We start from the raw sequence: 17,614 nt of genomic DNA, 5'->3' as shown, positions 1-17,614 counted from the left end.
CATGGAATGGAACGACGCCGGGCACATCACTATTTCACTGTCCCTAAATAGCTGTTCCGAATAGTAGATCACCGGAGGAAGGGAACTCAGTCCAGTTTGTGCGATCTGATTAGTCGCTAAACAAAACAAGCCACACCCAAAGGACTGAGTTGATGCCTATCCTACCACCTCTGCCACGACCACAACGGCGCCGCATTCACAAAATCATCCATGCCACCCGTGATAAAGGACATGCTCGTCGCTTGATGGCCATCTTGCTGTTACATGAAGGACGCACGATCACCGATGTTCATCACCTTACCGGCGCTGCGCGCTCGACCATCGGTCGTTGGCTTCGGTGGTATCGAGATGAAGGCATAGATGCGCTAGAAGCCTTACCGGCTGGCCGTGCCCCAGTCTTACCTATCGCCAAGATTGTCACCTTACTGGTGCTGCTCATGCAGTTTTCTCCGCAAGATTTTGGTTATCAGCGCAGCCGTTGGTGTACTGAACTATTGGCTATAAAAATCAATCGATTAACAGGGCTCAATGTGGCAGCCTCCACGCTCCGCCGATGGTTACCTCGTATGGGCATTGTCTGGCGCAGGCCCGTGCCGACCTTGCGGATAAAAGACCCAGCCTATCAGGAAAAAATGGCGAATATCGACGCCGCGCTGGCCCGCTGTGATGCCGATAATCCGGTGTTTTATGAGGATGAAGTCGATATAGACCTCAATCCCAAATTAGGAGCCGACTGGATGTTCAGAGCGCAGCAAAAGCGGGTTGTCACACCGGGGCAGAATGCCAAGCATTATCTGGCAGGCGTTCTCCACGCAGGCAACGGAAGGGTACTTTACGTCAGCGGGATCAAGAAAAACTCATCGCTGTTTATTGCCATGCTGGAAAAGCTGCGCCACCACTACCGACGAGCCAAAACCATCACGTTGATCCTCGATAACTACATCATTCACAAAAGCAAACAGACCGAGCGATGGTTGAAGAAGAATCCCAAGTTCTGCCTGGTGTTCCAGCCAGTTTACAGCCCTTGGGTTAATCACATAGAACGGCTATGGCACAAGTTACATGAAACCATCACGCGCAATCATCAATGCAGAGGGATGGCAAACCTGCTGGCCCGAGTGAAACACTTCATGGATACCGTGTCTCCTTTCCCGGGGAATGGCTATGGCACAGCGAAGGTGTAGCACTATTGGGATCAGTTATTTAGGGAAGGTTATATAGGATGGTGGCGATTTTGGGTCATTCACCGCCGAGCCACAGGAGTCCGGTTTTTGGCACGAATTGCGCGTCGTTGGCGGAAAAAATCATTTATTCCTTATGATTCATGAAATTAACCGAATCCGGCCTGCGTCAGTTTTTTTATAAAATTTCAGCGCCATTTTTCTCGGCCTTATGCCTTATTAAGGGACTTTCCTCAAAATTGTTTTTCATTCGACTCTCTCCCTGACTCGATGCCCTCCCGTTGCCTCATCCGGCGGTTTAACATATCTCACTGATTATGTTATTTTATTTACCACTTTATTGCGGCAACCAAGGGCAGACCATGAGCAAGGCAAGAATCGGTATCGTCACCGTCAGCGATCGCGCCAGTGCAGGCATCTACGAAGATCTCTCCGGCAAGGCCATCATCGACACCCTGAACGCCTACCTGACCTCGGAATGGGAGCCCGTCTATCAGGTGATCCCCGACGAGCAGGATCAGATTGAGGCGACCCTGGTTCGGCTGGTGGACGATGAGCAGTGCTGCCTTGTCGTTACCACGGGGGGCACCGGGCCGGCCAGGCGGGATGTGACCCCGGAGGCCACCGAGGCGGTGTGCGATCGCATGATGCCGGGCTTTGGCGAGCTGATGCGGGCCGAGTCCCTCAAGTTCGTGCCGACCGCCATCCTGTCGCGCCAGACCGCCGGCCTGCGCGGCAGCTCGCTCATCGTCAACCTGCCGGGCAAGCCCAAATCGATCCGCGAGTGCCTGGATGCGGTCTTCCCCGCCATTCCCTACTGCATCGACCTGATGGAAGGGCCCTATCTCGAGTGCGACGAGGCCATCATCAAACCGTTCCGCCCGAAGAAATAAGCACTGGGCGGGGATTTCCCCCGCCCTTTGCTCATTTGCGCCCGTACACCTTGACCCCCGCCCTGCTCCCTTCCGAATTGCCGTACACCTCGATGCGCTTGATGCAGAGTCGGCTGCCGAGGGATTGCCACCCCGACTCCTGATCCTCTCTCAACACCTTGTCGAAATAGAAGGTCTTGCTGCGATCGTTGCCGTAGAACACCTTGACCCGCTCCAGGGTCAACTCCCGCCCAGCCTTGACCATGATGGATTTGGTCGGCCGGCAGGCGAGCATGGGAATGATGGCGGGATGATCGCCGACCCCGAGCAGAATGGTCTGCCCCAAGCGGATATCCTCGTCGGCCATGGCCGGGGGAACAGCAGCCCCCAGCAGCGCCATGGGTACGCAGATGCGCAACGCGCGGGCAAGAGTGGACGAGGAGTGAAGGGAAAACAGCGCTGACATGATGCCTCCTGAAAAAAGGAGTCATGATAAGGACCCGATGCCAGACCCAAGCTGTACTGGCCCTGTACCAGGGACCATGACAATGGCCGGAAGCCCGTGTGGGTAACGGGGGCCTGGGCCCCCGTTACCCCTGCCGGACGCGCTAACCGCCCCACATGGCCGACAGCCGCGACTCCATGGCCTCTTCCTGCTCATCCGGCAGCTCGGTGAAGAAGTCGAGTCCGGTCTGCTCCTCCACCTCATCCACCGTCACCACATAGTCCGCCAGCCGACTGGCCGAGACGTTCTCTTGCGGCAGGATGAAGGCGATGGCCCGCTTGCCCGCCAGATCCATCACCACCCGGTAGTAGGCGTGGGGCACGGTCACGCCGTTGCCGATGGCGCCATCGGAGTGGGTGAAGATGGGGCCGGTGATCACCTGCACGCTCTTGTAGGTGATGGCCCACTGCCGGGTCTTCTCCTCCAGGATGCGCCAGGCCCCCTGGTTGAGCGCCGGCAGTTGCGGGGTCATGTTGGTGAGCAGGAAGCTCTGTTTCATGGTGTTGGCGGTGGAGCGCATGTCCGCCGCCGGTGCCTGATGGCCGCGGTCATAGCCCGAGCCCTTGTAGTCGGCCAGGGTGGCGCGAAACTGCACCGGCACCTCCTTGTCCTCGGCGAAGGCATCCTTGCGCGGCACCTGGCCCTGGGCGCTAGCGGCCGTCATCCAGTAAGAGACCCAGTCAGAGACCTTGGTGTCGTAGTTGTACCCGGCGGCATAGCCCTCCCGGCACAACAGCTGACTGGATTGACCGGGTACCCCAAGGGTGACGTGCTCCCCGCACTGGAATCCCGCCGCCAGGCTCGGGAAGGTGGTGAGAGTGAATCCGATAGCCAGAACTAATTTATTGATATTATTCATTATTATGCCACTCCTTGTGTTAGGCGGAGTGATTTGACACCAGGTCGGATGAGTAAGGCAATCGCACAAATAGCGAGCAATCCGGAAATGTGAAGAGGACGGCAAAACCGCAAACAAGGCGCCGCCAACCGGGGGATTGTCATCCCGCCGTCACTGTGCTGAGGGGGGAATTTCTCCAGCACTATCAGAGGGATAAGGGGTCAACACCGAGGCACTCTGTCAGCACAGCGCCCGGCTCCCGCCACGCACGCCCCTGGCCGGGTCAGGGAATATCGAAAAAATCCCAACGAAATAAGGGATCCTCAAGCCCGATAATTAGTCCGCGCTTGTTTGCTCGAGATCAAACGGAGCCATGAAAAGTGCATATTCCCACGCATGGCGATCGCTCAATAACATTCATGCCGATCACGTAATAACATCCATGCCGATCACTCAATAACATCCCACGCCGATCACTTTTTACCCTCGATGGGAAACCATGATCGGCATCCATGTTATTGGTGACTTTTTCTCCCCGCTTCGTTAAACCCGCACTTTCCCATCTGCTCCAACAGAGGAACGTGCATGTCTGCGAGGCCTATCACTGTGAGAAAACTCAAAGAAATTCTTCGCCTTAAATATCAGGCTCAACTGGCTCATCGGCAGATCGCCCTCAGCCTGCATATCTCTCCTAGCACCGTATCCTATTACCTCAACCGGGCGGCTCAACTGGGTATCATGACCTGGCCCCTGTCTGAGTCCTGGGATGATGTCTCCCTGGAGCGCGCATTTCTCAAGACCTGCTCTGTCCATAAAACTCAGCACAAACCCACTCCCAACTGGGCCTTGTTGCATCAGGAACTCAAAAAACCAGGTCAAAAAGGCGTGACCCTCGAGCTGCTATGGCAGGAGTACGCCGAGCGCCATCCAGGCTCCCACTACAGCTACAACCACTTCTGTCGGCTCTATAAAGAGTGGGCGGCGCTGCTGCAACCCTCGATGCGGCAGACCCATATTGCGGGCGAAAAACTCTTTGTCGACTACTGCGGCCAGACCATGCCCATTGTCGATCCGCATACCGGCGAGATCCTTTACCGGGCCCAGATCTTTGTCGCCGTGCTGGGGGCCTCCAACTACACCTTTGCCGAGGCCACCCGCTCCCAGCAGCTCGATGACTGGGTGATGAGCCACAAGCGCGCTTTCGAGTTCTTTGGCGGTGTGCCGCAATTGGTGGTACCTGATTGCCTCAAGAGTGCCGTCAGCGTGGCGCGCAATACCGATCCGGATCTCAACCCTACCTACCAGATGCTGGCGGCCCATTTCGGTACGGCGATCATGCCCGCGCGGCCCCGCAAGCCGAAGGATAAGTCCAAGGCGGAGGTGGGCGTGCAGATCGTCACCCGCTGGATCCTGGCGGTGCTGCGTCATGAAACCTTCCATAGCCTGGCCCAGCTCAATCAGCGAATGGGTGAACTGCTGACCCGGCTCAACCAGAAATCCTTCCAGAAGCTGCCTGGCTGCCGTGCCTCACTGTTTGCCGAGCTCGATGCACCGGCGCTCAAGCCGTTGCCGGATTATCCCTATCACTACACCAAAGTAGTGCCGGTGCTGGTTGGTAAGGACTACCACGTCGATCTGGAAAAGCACTATTACTCAGTGCCCTATGCCTTGCAGGGCAAGCGGCTGGAGGCGCATCTGGCCGAGCATACCGTCACGCTGTACCACGCGGGCAAGATCGTGGCCGAACACCAGCGGAGTCATCACAAAGGCCAGCACAGCAGCCTGCGTGAACACATGCCCGCGCATCATCAGGCACTGCTGGAGTGGTCGCCAGAGCGACTGCTTGGCTGGGCGGCGTCCATCGGCCCCTACACCACGCATTGGGTGGATGGCTTTATCCGGCAGGCAGAGCATTCGACGCAAGCGGTGCGCCCTTGCCTGGCCTTGCTGGGGCAGAGCAAAACCTATGGCAAGGAGCGGCTGGAAGCGGCCTGCCTCCGGGGGCACCTGACCGGCGCCAACCGGCTGCACAACATCCGCAGCATGCTCAAGCATGGCCTGGAGGAGCAACAACTCATTGCCAACGAGCGACAGGATCCGCTGCAAGACATCCGTCATGACAATGTCCATGGCGAGCACTACTTCCACTAACCCCACGGATCAGGAGAAGCCGATGCAATTACACCTCGATGAACAACTAAGCCGCCTGCACTTGAGCGGCATGAAACAGGCTCTGAACCAGCAGCAGGCCCAGAGCATGCTGTACCTGGATATGGGTTTTGAAGAGCGGCTGCAACTATTACTGAGCCATGAGCTGGTGCAGCGGGAGCAGAGGAAAACCAACCGCCTGGAGAAGCAAGCCCGGTTCCGGCTAGCCGGACAGGTGGAGCAGCTCGACTATCGGGCGGGTCGAGGCGTGAGCAAAGCGCAGATCCGCCAACTGCTGGAAGGACACTGGCTGAGTCATCAACAAAACCTGCTGCTAACGGGCGCGGCAGGCTGTGGCAAGAGTTACCTGGCGTGTGCCCTGGGCCGTTACTTTATCCGGCAAGGAGTGGGCGTGCGGTATTACCGGCTGAAAACCCTACTTGAAGAGATGCGACTGGCCCAAGCGGATGGCAGCTATCCGAAACTGCTGGAGCGGGTAAGCAACATAGGGGTACTGATCCTGGATGACTGGGGCATGGAGATGCTGGACGCGAGCGAACGCAGCAACCTGCTGGAGATCATCGATACCCGCTACGGCAACGTCTCAACGATAGTGGCGAGCCAATTGCCGGTGGAGAAGTGGTACGGGATGATCGGAGAGGCAACCTTCGCCGAGGCGATCTTGGACCGACTGATCCACAGAGCGGTGCGCGTGACCTTAACGGGAGAATCGATGAGAAAACAGGGCGCCAACTTGACCGATGCCGATCAGGCGGAGTAAAAGGAAGACGCTATAAACGCGGGCAGAAAAAAAGTGATCGGCATGATGTTATTGGCTGATCGACATGATGTTATTAGCCAAAAAGCCCTCTAGAATCAGCCCGTCAGCTATTTGGGGCACCATGAAAGGGGGCCGTTCATGGCGAAAATGCCCGCAGGATTTCTCCTTCATGAATAAGCGGGCCCCGTTGCCGGAATACATCATGGCGCCGCCTCATGCCACGCTTCAAATAACGATGACGACAGACCTTTCATAACAATTAATCCAGTCTGGCACCGCGTACCCTGCGTTTCCAACGATGCCATTGACGAGGCCTTCCTGCCGGAAGGCCAGGAATGGCCGTGCTTTTCAATCAGGATAAGGATGCATGATGAAAAAGTCCCTGCTGGCTGGCGCCCTGCTGCTCTGCCCTGCCGCCTTTGCCGCCACCACACACTGGGAATACAGCGGCGAGGCCGGCCCGGCGAAATGGGCCAGCCTGACCCCGGAATATGGCCAGTGTGCCGGCAGCAACCAGTCGCCGGTCAACCTCTCGGGTCTGGTGAAGGCCGATCTGGCCCCCCTGCAGTTCCACTATCAGGCGGGTGGCAAGACGCTGGTCAACAACGGCCACACGGTGCAGGTCAACTATGCCCCCGGCAGCACCCTTGAGCTCGACGGCATGCGCTTCGAGCTCAAGCAGTTCCACTTCCACGCCCCCAGCGAAAACCTCATCGAAGGCAGGTCCTACCCCCTGGAGGGTCACCTGGTCCACGCCAACGCCAAGGGGGAGCTGGCGGTGGTCGCCGTGATGTTCGAACCGGGCCGGGCCAATGCCGCCCTGAGCCAGGCCTGGCAGGCGCTGCCAGCCAAGGCGGGGGAGAGTCACGAGCTCAAGGAAGGGGTCTCGGCAGAGGCACTGCTGCCCGCCAAGCGGGACTACTACCGCTTCAGCGGGTCACTGACCACCCCGCCCTGCTCGGAAGGGGTGCGCTGGCTGGTGATGAAGGAGCCGGTGCAGGTCAGTCAGGCCCAGATCGATGCCTTCAAGGCGGTGATGCACCACCCCAACAACCGCCCCGTCCAGCCTCTCAACGGGCGACTGGTGCTGGAATAAGGGGGTCACTTCACCGATTAACGCAATAAAAAGAGGGCCTGCCGGCCCTCTTTTGCATCTTTCGCAAAGGTGTTTACAGACTGGCAGCGATGCGCGCCCCCAGCGCGGCGTTGTTCAGCACCAGCTGAATGTTGGCCGCCAGGGAGTTGCCGCCGGTCAGCTCGCACACCCGGGCCAGCAGGAAGGGGGTGGATTCCTTGCCCTTGACCCCCTGCTCGTCCGCTTCCCGCAGCGCCTGCTTGATGGCCGCGTCGATGTCCGCCTTCGGCATCGCAAACTGGGCCGGGATCGGGTTGGCCACCACGGCACCTCCCGCCAGCCCCAGCTCCCACTTCAGGCGCAGCGCCTCGGCGATCGCCGCCGGGGTGTCGAGGCGGTAATCCACCTTGAAGCCGCTCTCCCGGGTATAGAAGGCGGGCAGCTCCTCGGTCTGGTAGCCGATGACCGGCACCCCCTGGGTCTCCAGGTACTCCAGGGTCAGGCCGATGTCGAGGATCGACTTGGCACCGGCGCAGACCACGGCCACCGGGGTCTGGGCAAATTCCTGCAGGTCAGCCGAGATGTCGAAGGTCTCCTGGGCGCCGCGATGCACGCCGCCGATGCCGCCGGTGGCAAACACCCGGATCCCGGCCATGGCGGCCACTATCATGGTGGAGGCCACCGTGGTGGCCCCCATCCCCTTGTTCGCCAGCACGAAGGGGATGTCACGGCGGCTGCACTTGATGGCGGCGTGGCCGGCCTTGCCCAGCGCCTCCAGGGCCCCCGCATCCAGGCCCACCTTGAGGCGGCCGTCGATGATGGCGATGGTGGCCGGCACGGCGCCGTTGTCCCGCACCACCTGCTCCACCTGGCGCGCCGTCTCCACGTTCTGCGGATAGGGCATGCCGTGGGAGATGATGGTGGACTCCAGGGCAACGACGGGTTTGCCGGCGGCAAGAGCTTCGGCGACGACCGGTTGGATATCGAGGTAAGCGTTCAACATGGGTACTCCTCCAGCATGCGTTCAACGGCGGCCTTGGATAGGCCGGAAAAGACGGTATCGGAACAATTGACGGTGAGGGCGGCGCAGCCGAGGGCGAACCGGGTCGTCTCGACGATGTCCTGCTCCTGCAACCAGGCGTGGGCCAGCCCTGCCATGAAGGCATCGCCGCCGCCGGTCACGTTGACGACCGGGCTGCCGAGCACGGGCAGATGGCCCTGGCACGCCCCGTCGCTATAGAAGATCCCCTGATCGCCGAGGCTCAGGAAGAGCCGCTGCACCCCAGCGCGGTGGAACCAGGCCGCCGCCATGGGCCAGGTGTCGGGCCCGGCGATGGTGAAGCCACACAGTTGCTCGGCTTCCGTGCGGTTCGGTTTCAGGGTGTGGATGCGGTGCAGCCAGGGGCGGATCTTCTCCACCTTGGCCACAGAGACGGTGTCCACGAAGATGATGTGCTCCCCCTGGCGCTCGAACAGCCAGTCCAGGGTGTGGGTGGCGAGGTTGGTGTCCAGCACCCAGAGCCGGGCCGCGCCGAGGAAGCCGCTCAAGGGGGCAAGCCGGGCCGGGGTGAGCTGCTCGATGATCCCCATGTCGTTGACGGCGCAGCTCATCTCGCCGCTGCCATCGTGCAGGCTGAGGTAGCAGGAGGTCGATTGACCCTCCAGTACCAGTACCTGGCGCACGTCGACCCCGGCGCGCTGGCTCACCTCCAGCAGGTGGTGGCCGTATTGATCGTTGCCCACCGCAGTCAACAGCCGGGTGTCGGTACCAAGGCGCGCCAGGTTCTCGGCGATGTTGCGCCCTACCCCACCGGCGGAGGTGCGTACCCGGCCCGGGTTGGAATCCCCGATGCGCAGGTTGTCGTGGCTGCAGCCGCAGATATCCATGTTGGCGCCGCCTATCACCACGGCGTAGGGGCCTTCGCGCAGCACATAGCCGCGCCCCTGCACATAGCCCTGGCGCATCAGGCTGGAGATGTGGCTCGCCAGCGCGGAGCGGCTGATGCCGAGCCTGTCCGCCAGCTCCTGCTGGGCAATCATGGGATCCTGGCGCAGCAGGGCGAGGATCTCTTGTTCACGTTCCGTCATAGACAAACATCCAGTTGCAAACGTTTGTCCATTATTTCCGAAAAACGTTTTCCCGCCATCCTCTCGTGCAAGAAATGTCGGGTCGCGCACAAAAAATCACCGGGCAAGCCCGGTGATAGAAAAACGGTTTTCATATGGAGCCACTCACCCCAGCTGTACCCAGACCTCGCTCCCCTCCAGTCGCACCGGCCAGCAGGCGACGCTCAGGGCAGGATCGTCCAGACAGCGACCGTCCATCAGGGCGTAGCGCTGCTTGTAAAGGGGTGAGGCGACCACGGGCTCCCCACCGGCATCCCCCACCAGACCACGCCCCAGCACCGCCACGCCGGCCAGGGGATCCACCCCGTCCAGGGCATAGACATGCTCCCCGAGGCGAAACAGCGCCAGCACCCGCCCCTCCAGCCAGGCGCTGCGCCCGGCCTGCTCCGGCAGCGCCGCCAGCTCGCATACCCTATGCCAGGCTCCAAGTTCTGACTGTAAGGTCTCTTCTTTTATGTCGCTCATACCACCTCCTTGATAGCGATATCCGGCACCCATTGCCCCCGCTCCTCACGGCGCGGCGGCGTCTCGTCCTCGGGCCGGTTGACGAAGGCCTCGAACAGCTTGAGCTTGTCCGGATCCGCCAATGTGCTCTTCCACTCGCACTGCCAGGTGCCGACTATCCCCTCCATCATGGCCTCCAGCTCGGCACCGATGCCGAGCCTGTCCTCGATGATCACCGACTTTAGGTAGTCGAGCCCCCCTTCCATGTTCTCCATCCAGACCGAGGTACGTTGCAGTCTGTCCCCGGTGCGCACATAGAACATCAGCAGCCGGTCGATGTAGCGGATCAGGGTCTGCTCGTCGAGATCCGTGGCAAAGAGGTCGGCGTGGCGCGGCCGCATGCCGCCGTTACCACACACATAGAGGTTCCAGCCCCGCTCGGTGGCGATGACGCCGATGTCCTTGCTCTGGGCCTCGGCGCACTCCCGGGTGCAGCCGGAGACCGCAAACTTCAGCTTGTGTGGCGCCCGCAGTCCCTTGTAGCGGTGCTCCAGGGTCTGGGTCAGGGTCATGGAGTCCTGTACCCCGTAACGACACCAGGTGGAGCCCACGCAGGACTTCACGGTGCGCACCGACTTGCCGTAGGCCTGACCGGTCTCGAAGCCCGCCGCCACCAGCTCACCCCAGATGGCGGGCAGCTGGTCGACCCGGGCGCCGAAGAGATCGATGCGCTGGCCGCCGGTGATCTTGGTGTAGAGGCCGTACTTGCGCGCCACTTCGCCGATGGTGATGAGCCCCTCCGGGGTGATCTCCCCCCCCGGGATGCGCGGCACCACCGAATAGGTGCCGTCCTTTTGCAGGTTCGCAAGGAAGGCGTCGTTGGTGTCCTGCAGGGCGCGGTGGGGCTTCTCCAGCACGTGCTCGTTCCAGAGGGACGCCAGGATGGAGGCCACCGTCGGCTTGCAGATGTCGCACCCCAGCCCCTGGCCGTGCTTGTCCCGCAGCGCCTCGAAGCTCTTCAGCTCGCCCACCCGGGCCAGGTGATAGAGCTCCTGACGGCCGTAGGCGAAGTGCTCGCACAACCCCTTGTCCGCCTCGACGCCAAGGTCTGCCAGGGTCTGATCCACTACCTGCTTGAGCAGGTTGCTGCAACCGCCGCAACCCGTGCCGGCCTTGGTGCAGCTCTTCACCGCCGACAGCTCGTGATTGCCCGCCCGAACGGCGGCTACCACGTCCCCCTTGCTGACGTTGTGGCAGGAGCAGAGGATGGCGCTGTCCGGCAGCACCAGGGGCGCGGGAGCGGCCCCTGCCTCCCCCACCAGCAGGGAGAGCGGCGGCTGGGGCAGCGCCACCCCGTTCTGGTAGTACTGCAGCAGCCGCTCATAATCGGCCCCGTCCCCCACCAGGATGGCGCCGAGCAGGCGATTGCCCTCGCCGTCGGTCACCAGCTTCTTGTAGATGCCGTTGACCCTGTCCAGCAGCAGCAACTCCTGGGCGCCGGCGGTGTTGGCGTGGGCATCGCCGATGGAGCCCACGTCCACCCCCATCAGCTTGAGCTTGGTGGACATGTCGGCCCCGATAAAGCGGGTCTCGCCGCCGCACAGACTGGCCACTGCGGCCCGGGCCATCTGGTAGCCGGGAGCCACCAGGCCGAAGATGCGCCCCTGCCAGAGCGCGCACTCGCCGATGGCGAGGATGGCGGGATCCGAACTGTGGCAGCCGTCGTCGATGCAGATGCCGCCGCGCTCCCCGACCTCCAGCCCGGATTGCCGGGCCAGGGTGTCGGCGGGGCGGATCCCCGCCGAGAACAGCAGCACGTCGGTCTCAATGTGGGAACCGTCCTTGAAACGCAGGCGATGACGGGCCTGCTCCCCCTGCTCGATGCACTCGGTGGCTTTCTCCACCAGCACCTCGACCCCGAGGGCCTGGATCTTGTCCCGCAGCACGGCGCCGCCGCTCTCGTCGAGCTGCACCGGCATCAGCCTGGGGGCGAACTCCACCACCTGGGTCTTGAGGCCGAGCAAGCGCAGGGCGTTGGCCGCCTCCAGCCCCAGCAGGCCGCCACCGATGACCACGCCGCTGCGGGCCTGGGCGCAGGCATCGCGGATGGCGGCGAGATCTCCCAGGGTACGGTAGACGAAGCACCCCTCTCGCTGATGACCGGGGATGGGGGGCACGAAGGGGACCGAGCCGGTCGCCAGCACCAGACGGTCGTAAGGGAACTGCTCGCCGTTGGCCAGCGTCAGGGTGCGGGCCGCCCGGTCGAGCACCTCCACCTCGGCCCCCAGTCGCAGCGCAATGCCGCTCTCCTCATACCAGGCGGGATCCGCCATGCGCAGGGCCTGGGGCGCCTTGCCGCCGAATACCTCGGACAGATGCACCCTGTCGTAGGCGGGGTCAGGCTCGGCGCCAAACACCGTCACCTCAAACCGCTCGAGGCCGCCCGCCGCCACCAGCTGTTCGACGAAGTGATGGCCCACCATGCCGTTACCCACCACCAGCAGCCGTTGCTTGTCGGCCGTGTCGGCGGAACCACTGTTCTGGCGACCGAGCAGGCCCATGCCGTCCTCTGCCACCCACTGTTGCTCTTTGTCAGTCATGTCTCTCTTCCTTGAATCCGGCGGGCTCAGGCGCGCAGCTTGCTGCGCACCTGCCCGGCTGCCTTGAGGGGGGTCACCTTGCGTTGCTTCTCGTAGAGGAAGCGCAGCACCTGCTGGCGCAGCTTGTGGTAGTGGGGATCGTCCGCCAGGGCGACCCTGTCTCTGGGCCTTGGCAGGTCGACTGTCAGGATCTCCCCGACAGTGGCGCTGGGGCCATTGGTCATCATGACGATGCGATCGGAGAGCAGCACCGCCTCGTCCACGTCGTGGGTGATCATGATGACGGTGTTGCCAAGCTCCGCCTGGATCGCCATCAGCGCGTCCTGCAGATGGGCCCGGGTCAGAGCATCGAGGGCGCCGAACGGCTCGTCCATCAGCAGCACCTTGGGGGAGAGCGAGAGGGCGCGGGCGATGCCGACCCGCTGCTTCATCCCCCCCGACAGCTCGTGGGGCATCTTCTGGCTGGCGTGATCCATCTGCACCAGGGAGAGGTAGTAGTCCACCCGCTCCGCCACCGCCCGCTTGTCAGACTCCACCTGGGCCACCGCCAGCGCCACGTTCTGCTGGACGCTGAGCCAGGGCAGCAGGGCGTGGTTCTGGAACACCATAGCGCGCTCGGGCCCCGGGCCCGCCACCTCGCGACCATCGAGAATGATGCCCCCCAGGGTCGGCTCCAGCAGCCCGGCCACCAGGTTGAGCACCGTGCTCTTGCCGCAGCCCGAGTGACCGATGAGGGAGACGAACTCCCCCTTCTCGATGCGCAGGTTGACCCGGCTCAAGGCCTCGAAGCTGCCCTGCTCCGTCTCGAACGAGATGCCGACGTCGCTTATCTCCAGATAACTCTTCATTGGCTCTTCTCCTGCCTGAATAGAAATGTGATTAACGCAGCACCTGGCGCTTGTCCCAGGACAACCACTGCTGCAGGGCCAGCATGCCCCTGTCCAGGGCGCAGCCGATGAGGCCTATGGTGATCACCGCCACCATGATGCGGGCCAGGGAGGCCGAGCCACCGCTCTGGAACTCGTCCCACACGAACTTGCCGAGCCCCGGGTTCTGGGCCAGCATCTCCGCCGCGATCAGCACCATCCAGGCCACCCCCAGGGAGAGCCGCAGCCCGGTGAAGATCATGGGCAGGGCCCCGGGCAGCACGATGCGCCGCACGTGGGTCACAAAGGAGAGGCGCAGCACCCGGCTGACGTTGTGCAGATCCCCATCCAGCCCCGCCACCCCCACAGCCGTGTTGATCAGGGTCGGCCAGAGGGAGCAGAGAGTCACCGTCAGGGCCGAGGTGAGGAAGGACTTGGCAAGCCAGGGGGCGGGATTGGCGTAGAGGGCGCTCACCACCAGGGTGATGAGGGGCAGCCAGGCCAGCGGCGACACCGGCTTGAGCAGCTGGATCACCGGGTTGGCGGCGCGATAGAGCCCCTGATTCATGCCGAGCAGCACCCCGCACGGAATGGCGATCAGGGTCGCCAGCGCGAAGCCGCACAGCACGGTGAGCAGGCTGGTGGCTATCTGATCGAAGAAGGTGGGGCGTCCTGTGTAGGGACGCAGCTTCACCTCGGCCGCCGGATCCGCCGCCAGCCTTGCCGCATTGCGCACCTGCTGTCGTTCGAGGAAGGCCGCCGCCTTCTCCCGCTCCTGCAGATGCTCCTGCCCGAGGGACCAGAGCTGGCTGGCGGTGGCGAGCGGCCCCGGCAGGGTGCCCAGACTGGTCTGCACCTGGCTCGCCCCCCACTGCCAGAGGCCGAGGAAGAGCAGCACGCCGAGCAGGGGCTGCACCATGATTTTCCAGTTGATGGCTTTTAAATGGATGAGGGGCCATGTGTGTCGTTTCATCGGGATCTCCTTGCTCATTGCACCCGCTCATCGCCCTTGAGGCCGATGGCGAACTGTTGCAGGTAGGCGTTGGGGTGGCGGCCGTCGTAGATGAGGCCGTCGATGAAGCCATCCTGGGGGCCGCGATAGCCCTGCTCGCTGGCAAAGTCGGGGAAGTCACTGGCCTTGAGCTTGCCCTCGGCGATCAGCGCCTCGGCGGCCTGGCGATAGACGTCCGGTTGATAGACGGCCTTGGCCACCTGCTCGAACCAGGCGTCCGGTCTGGCCTCGGGGATCTGGCCCCAGCGCCGCATCTGGGTCAGATACCAGATGGCGTCGGAGTAGTAGGGATAGGTGGCGTGGTGGCGGAAGAAGACGTTGAAATCCGGCACCTGGCGCTTGTCCCCCCTGGCGTACTCGAAGGTGCCCGTCATGGAGCTGGCGATCACCTGCTCGTCCGCCCCCACGTACTCGGGTCTGGCCAGCAGCTTGGCCGCCGCGCGCCGGTTGCCGTTGTCGTCTGCATCCAGCCACCAGGCCGCCCGCAGCAGCGCCTTCACCAGCCGCACATGGGTGTTGGGGTGACGCTCGGCCCACTGCCGGGTGACGCCGAACACCTTCTCCGGGTTGTTGCGCCAGATCTCGTTATCCGTGATGACGGGCACCCCTATGCCCCTGGCGACCGCCTGCTGGTTCCAGGGCTCCCCCACGCTGTAGCCAGCGATGGTGCCCGCCTCCAGGGTGGCGGGCATCTGGGGCGGCGGCGTCACCGACAGCAGCACGTCCGCCTGGCGCTGGCCCGAGTTGTCGCCGAGCCGGGGTGCATAGAAACCGGGGTGCAGACCACCTGCCGCCAGCCAGTACCTCAGCTCGTAGTTGTGGGGGGAGACGGGGAAGACCATCCCCATGTTGAAGGGCTTACCCCCCTGGCGATACTCCGCCACCACGGGCTTGAGGGCGGCGGCGCTCACCGGGGGCGGCACCTGGCCCGCCTGCGGCCTGGGCAACTGGGGCGCCATGGCGGCCCAGACGCTGTTGGCCACCGTGATGGCGTTGCCGTTGAGATCCATGGCAAACGCCGTCACCAGCTCGGCCTGGGTGCCGATGCCGATGTGGGCCGCCAGGGGCTGGCCCGCCAGCATCTGGGCACCGTCCAGCTCGCCGTCTATCACCCGATCCAGCAGGATCTTCCAGTTCGCCTGGGCTTCGAGGGTGACGTAGAGTCCCTCATCCTCGAAATAGCCACGCTCGTAGGCCACCGCCAGCGGCGCCATGTCGGTCAGCTTGATGAAGCCGAGCCTGAGCTCCTCCTGCTCCGGGGCTCCCAGTGCCAGCACCGGCAGCGACAACGCCGCCAGCAGCAGCCCCGCACATCCTTGTCGTCCGTTCATTGCATCTCCTCCCTCGGTTCCGGGTCAGGGCCATGGCGCCAGGCTGCCTGGAATCGCAGTGCCACCTCGTTGCAGCGCTGCGACCCAAGGTGCGTCGCGACCAAAAAAAAGCCCCGCCGATCCGGGATCGGCGGGGCTTCTTTGCCCTGTTGCGGGTGAGTGACCTGACCGGCCCCTCACTGCGCATCGTTACTTCATTGCTATCGTGTTTTTGTTATTCACTTTCCGTGCCAGCTCGTCCAGGGTGCATCAGGCGGCCCTTTGCGGCCTGTGGTGCCCTGATCCTCCCTCAAATTTGCCTCAATTAGGCGCAGTTGCACCAAAACGGTTGGCCACGGGAGCGCTCAGGCGGGCAAAGCCTGCAGCAGTTGCCGCGCCAGCTCCCCCAGGCTCAGGTGACGGCTCATGGCGGTGCTGCGCATCAGGCGATAGGCCTCGTCCTCGTCCAGCCCCTGATGGCGCATCAGGCGTCCCTTGGCCTGCTCGATGAGCCGCCTATCCTCCAGCTTCTGGCGCAGCTCGCTCTCGGTCTGCATCAGGGCCTGCACCATGGCGAGCTGACTGCGGGCCAGGCGCAGCCACTGCTCCACCGGCTCACGCTCGCCGCAAGGGTGGGGCACCAGCAACACCCCCTGCTGCAACAGGGCGAGCTGGGTATCGCCCCCCAGCCGCTCGCAGAACAAGAGGCGCGGCATGTCGGGCCAAAGGGAGAGGCCAAGGCGTACCTCGGCGCTGAACTGGCGGCAACTGACGAGCAGGGCATCCCCCCTCTGCGTCGGAGTCAGCAACTGGCGGGTATCGAGGATCTCGGGCTGATGGCCGTAGTGACTGACCAGCAGGGCCAGGCGGTTCGCCTGGCCCGGGTCATCGGCGTGGATCAACAGCCGGGAAGCGGGGCCGTCCTGGCCCCGGGTGGAAAAAGTAGTCATGGCGCTCCTTGCCGGCGACGATCGCGTTCTGTCTGGCGAAAATACCGCAACATGAAGGCCAACTCTTTGAATCTACCTCCTTTTTATCTATCAGGAGGTAGTGGGGGTAGAGGGAAAATCGCCCCTCAGGCGACCCGTTCCAGGGCCTCCGTCAGCAGCCCCTGCAGCTCGGCGCGCAGCCGCACCACCTCCCCCATGATGATCAGCACCGGGCTCTGGCCCAGCAGGGCACGGGCGGCCTGCTCCAGGCCATCGAGCGTGGCCTCGTGCACCTGCTGGCGGGGGCTGCAGCCAGCCACCACCAGGGCCACCGGCAGCGCGCCCGGGGCCCCCGCCCTCAACATCCCTTCCCGAATGCGGGCCGCCCGCTCCAGCCCCATGTAGAACACCAGGGTGTGGCCCGCCCGGGTCAGCCCCTGCCAGCCCTGATAGTCGCGCTCGTCCATCAGGTGCCCCGTCACCAGGGTCAGAGAGCGGGCCAGCCCCCTGTGGGTCAGGGGAATGAAGCTGCTGGCGGCGCACCCCAGGGCCGCCGTGATCCCCGGCACCAGCTCGGCGGCGATGCCGTGCCGGGCCAGGTGCAGCGCCTCCTCGCCGCCGCGCCCGAACACCAGGGGATCCCCTCCCTTGAGGCGCACCACCCGCTTGCCCGTGCGGGCCAGGGCCAGCAGCAGGGCGTTGATCTCCTCCTGGGTCGGGCTCGGCTCACCGCAGCGCTTGCCCACGTCGAAGCGGGCCGCCCCGTGGGGAATGCGGGCCAGGATCTCGCTCCCCACCAGGCGGTCATAGACCACGACCTCTGCCGCCTCCAGACGGTGCAGGGCGCGCAGGGTCAACAATTCGAGGGGCCCGGGGCCCGCTCCCACCAGACTGATTTGGCTCATCTCAGGCTCCTTGTGTCCTGG

Annotated in this window: 16 protein-coding genes; 5 read left to right on the top strand and 11 right to left on the bottom strand. The window is 63.2% G+C overall.

Features of this window, described 5'->3' with window-relative positions:
* The first annotated feature begins 152 nt into the window (after window positions 1-152).
* Window positions 153-1,184 (top strand): IS630-like element ISAhy2 family transposase, encoded by a 1,032-nt coding sequence (locus C3F36_RS15715; protein ID WP_001809438.1) that lies wholly within the window; start codon window positions 153-155, stop codon window positions 1,182-1,184.
* Window positions 1,185-1,543: 359 nt separating this feature from the next.
* Window positions 1,544-2,074, top strand: a complete 531-nt coding sequence (gene mog / locus C3F36_RS15710) for a molybdopterin adenylyltransferase (protein WP_041212474.1) — start codon at window positions 1,544-1,546, stop codon at window positions 2,072-2,074.
* 31 nt (window positions 2,075-2,105) lie between these two features.
* On the opposite strand, the gene C3F36_RS15705 is transcribed toward mog, so the two are convergent.
* Complete coding sequence (locus tag C3F36_RS15705) at window positions 2,106-2,453, bottom strand: DUF2541 family protein (RefSeq protein ID WP_104456067.1); 348 nt, start codon at window positions 2,451-2,453, stop codon at window positions 2,106-2,108.
* A gap of 208 nt (window positions 2,454-2,661) precedes the next feature.
* Window positions 2,662-3,417, bottom strand: coding sequence for a DNA/RNA non-specific endonuclease (locus C3F36_RS15700; RefSeq protein WP_104455411.1), 756 nt, complete (start codon window positions 3,415-3,417; stop codon window positions 2,662-2,664).
* A 564-nt stretch (window positions 3,418-3,981) separates the two neighbouring features.
* Between C3F36_RS15700 and istA the strand changes: the two genes are divergently transcribed.
* From istA to C3F36_RS15685, 3 genes are all read left to right on the top strand, one after another.
* Window positions 3,982-5,547: an IS21-like element ISAs27 family transposase gene (istA, locus tag C3F36_RS15695; protein ID WP_043851823.1), complete on the top strand. Its 1,566-nt coding sequence runs from the start codon at window positions 3,982-3,984 to the stop codon at window positions 5,545-5,547.
* Between the two features lie 22 nt (window positions 5,548-5,569).
* Complete coding sequence (gene istB, locus C3F36_RS15690) at window positions 5,570-6,325, top strand: IS21-like element ISAs27 family helper ATPase IstB (RefSeq protein ID WP_043851824.1); 756 nt, start codon at window positions 5,570-5,572, stop codon at window positions 6,323-6,325.
* A 370-nt stretch (window positions 6,326-6,695) separates the two neighbouring features.
* The gene (locus tag C3F36_RS15685; protein ID WP_104455410.1) at window positions 6,696-7,421 is read left to right on the top strand and encodes a carbonic anhydrase; all 726 of its coding nucleotides are present in this window, start codon (window positions 6,696-6,698) and stop codon (window positions 7,419-7,421) included.
* Window positions 7,422-7,494: 73 nt separating this feature from the next.
* Here the strand turns inward: C3F36_RS15685 and C3F36_RS15680 are convergent, their stop codons facing one another.
* The 9 genes from C3F36_RS15680 to cobA form a co-directional block, all read right to left on the bottom strand.
* Window positions 7,495-8,403 (bottom strand): pseudouridine-5'-phosphate glycosidase, encoded by a 909-nt coding sequence (locus tag C3F36_RS15680; protein ID WP_104455409.1) that lies wholly within the window; start codon window positions 8,401-8,403, stop codon window positions 7,495-7,497.
* Complete coding sequence (locus C3F36_RS15675; RefSeq protein ID WP_103858113.1) at window positions 8,397-9,488, bottom strand: PfkB family carbohydrate kinase; 1,092 nt, start codon at window positions 9,486-9,488, stop codon at window positions 8,397-8,399. Before C3F36_RS15675 ends, C3F36_RS15680 begins: the two co-directional genes overlap by 7 nt.
* Before the next feature lie 144 nt (window positions 9,489-9,632).
* On the bottom strand, window positions 9,633-9,992 hold the full coding sequence (nirD, locus tag C3F36_RS15670; RefSeq protein ID WP_104452409.1) for a nitrite reductase small subunit NirD: 360 nt from the start codon (window positions 9,990-9,992) through the stop codon (window positions 9,633-9,635).
* Window positions 9,989-12,571 (bottom strand): nitrite reductase large subunit NirB, encoded by a 2,583-nt coding sequence (gene nirB, locus C3F36_RS15665; protein ID WP_104452408.1) that lies wholly within the window; start codon window positions 12,569-12,571, stop codon window positions 9,989-9,991. Before nirB ends, nirD begins: the two co-directional genes overlap by 4 nt.
* A gap of 26 nt (window positions 12,572-12,597) precedes the next feature.
* The gene (locus C3F36_RS15660) at window positions 12,598-13,419 is read right to left on the bottom strand and encodes an ABC transporter ATP-binding protein (RefSeq protein ID WP_010675449.1); all 822 of its coding nucleotides are present in this window, start codon (window positions 13,417-13,419) and stop codon (window positions 12,598-12,600) included.
* A 31-nt stretch (window positions 13,420-13,450) separates the two neighbouring features.
* Window positions 13,451-14,410 carry an ABC transporter permease gene (locus C3F36_RS15655; protein ID WP_052815472.1) on the bottom strand — a complete coding sequence of 320 codons (960 nt, stop codon included), beginning with the start codon at window positions 14,408-14,410 and terminating at the stop codon, window positions 13,451-13,453.
* A 14-nt stretch (window positions 14,411-14,424) separates the two neighbouring features.
* Window positions 14,425-15,780: a CmpA/NrtA family ABC transporter substrate-binding protein gene (locus C3F36_RS15650; RefSeq protein ID WP_233759662.1), complete on the bottom strand. Its 1,356-nt coding sequence runs from the start codon at window positions 15,778-15,780 to the stop codon at window positions 14,425-14,427.
* Between the two features lie 344 nt (window positions 15,781-16,124).
* Complete coding sequence (locus C3F36_RS15645; RefSeq protein WP_104455408.1) at window positions 16,125-16,709, bottom strand: ANTAR domain-containing response regulator; 585 nt, start codon at window positions 16,707-16,709, stop codon at window positions 16,125-16,127.
* Window positions 16,710-16,834: 125 nt separating this feature from the next.
* A complete protein-coding gene (cobA, locus tag C3F36_RS15640; RefSeq protein ID WP_104455407.1) occupies window positions 16,835-17,593 on the bottom strand; it encodes a uroporphyrinogen-III C-methyltransferase in 759 nt (252 codons plus the stop codon).
* Window positions 17,594-17,614 lie beyond the last annotated feature (21 nt).

Source organism: Aeromonas sp. ASNIH2, assembly GCF_002934795.1.
Taxonomy (GTDB): Bacteria; Pseudomonadota; Gammaproteobacteria; order Enterobacterales; family Aeromonadaceae; genus Aeromonas; species Aeromonas caviae.
This window is presented reverse-complemented; position numbering and strand designations above follow the sequence as displayed.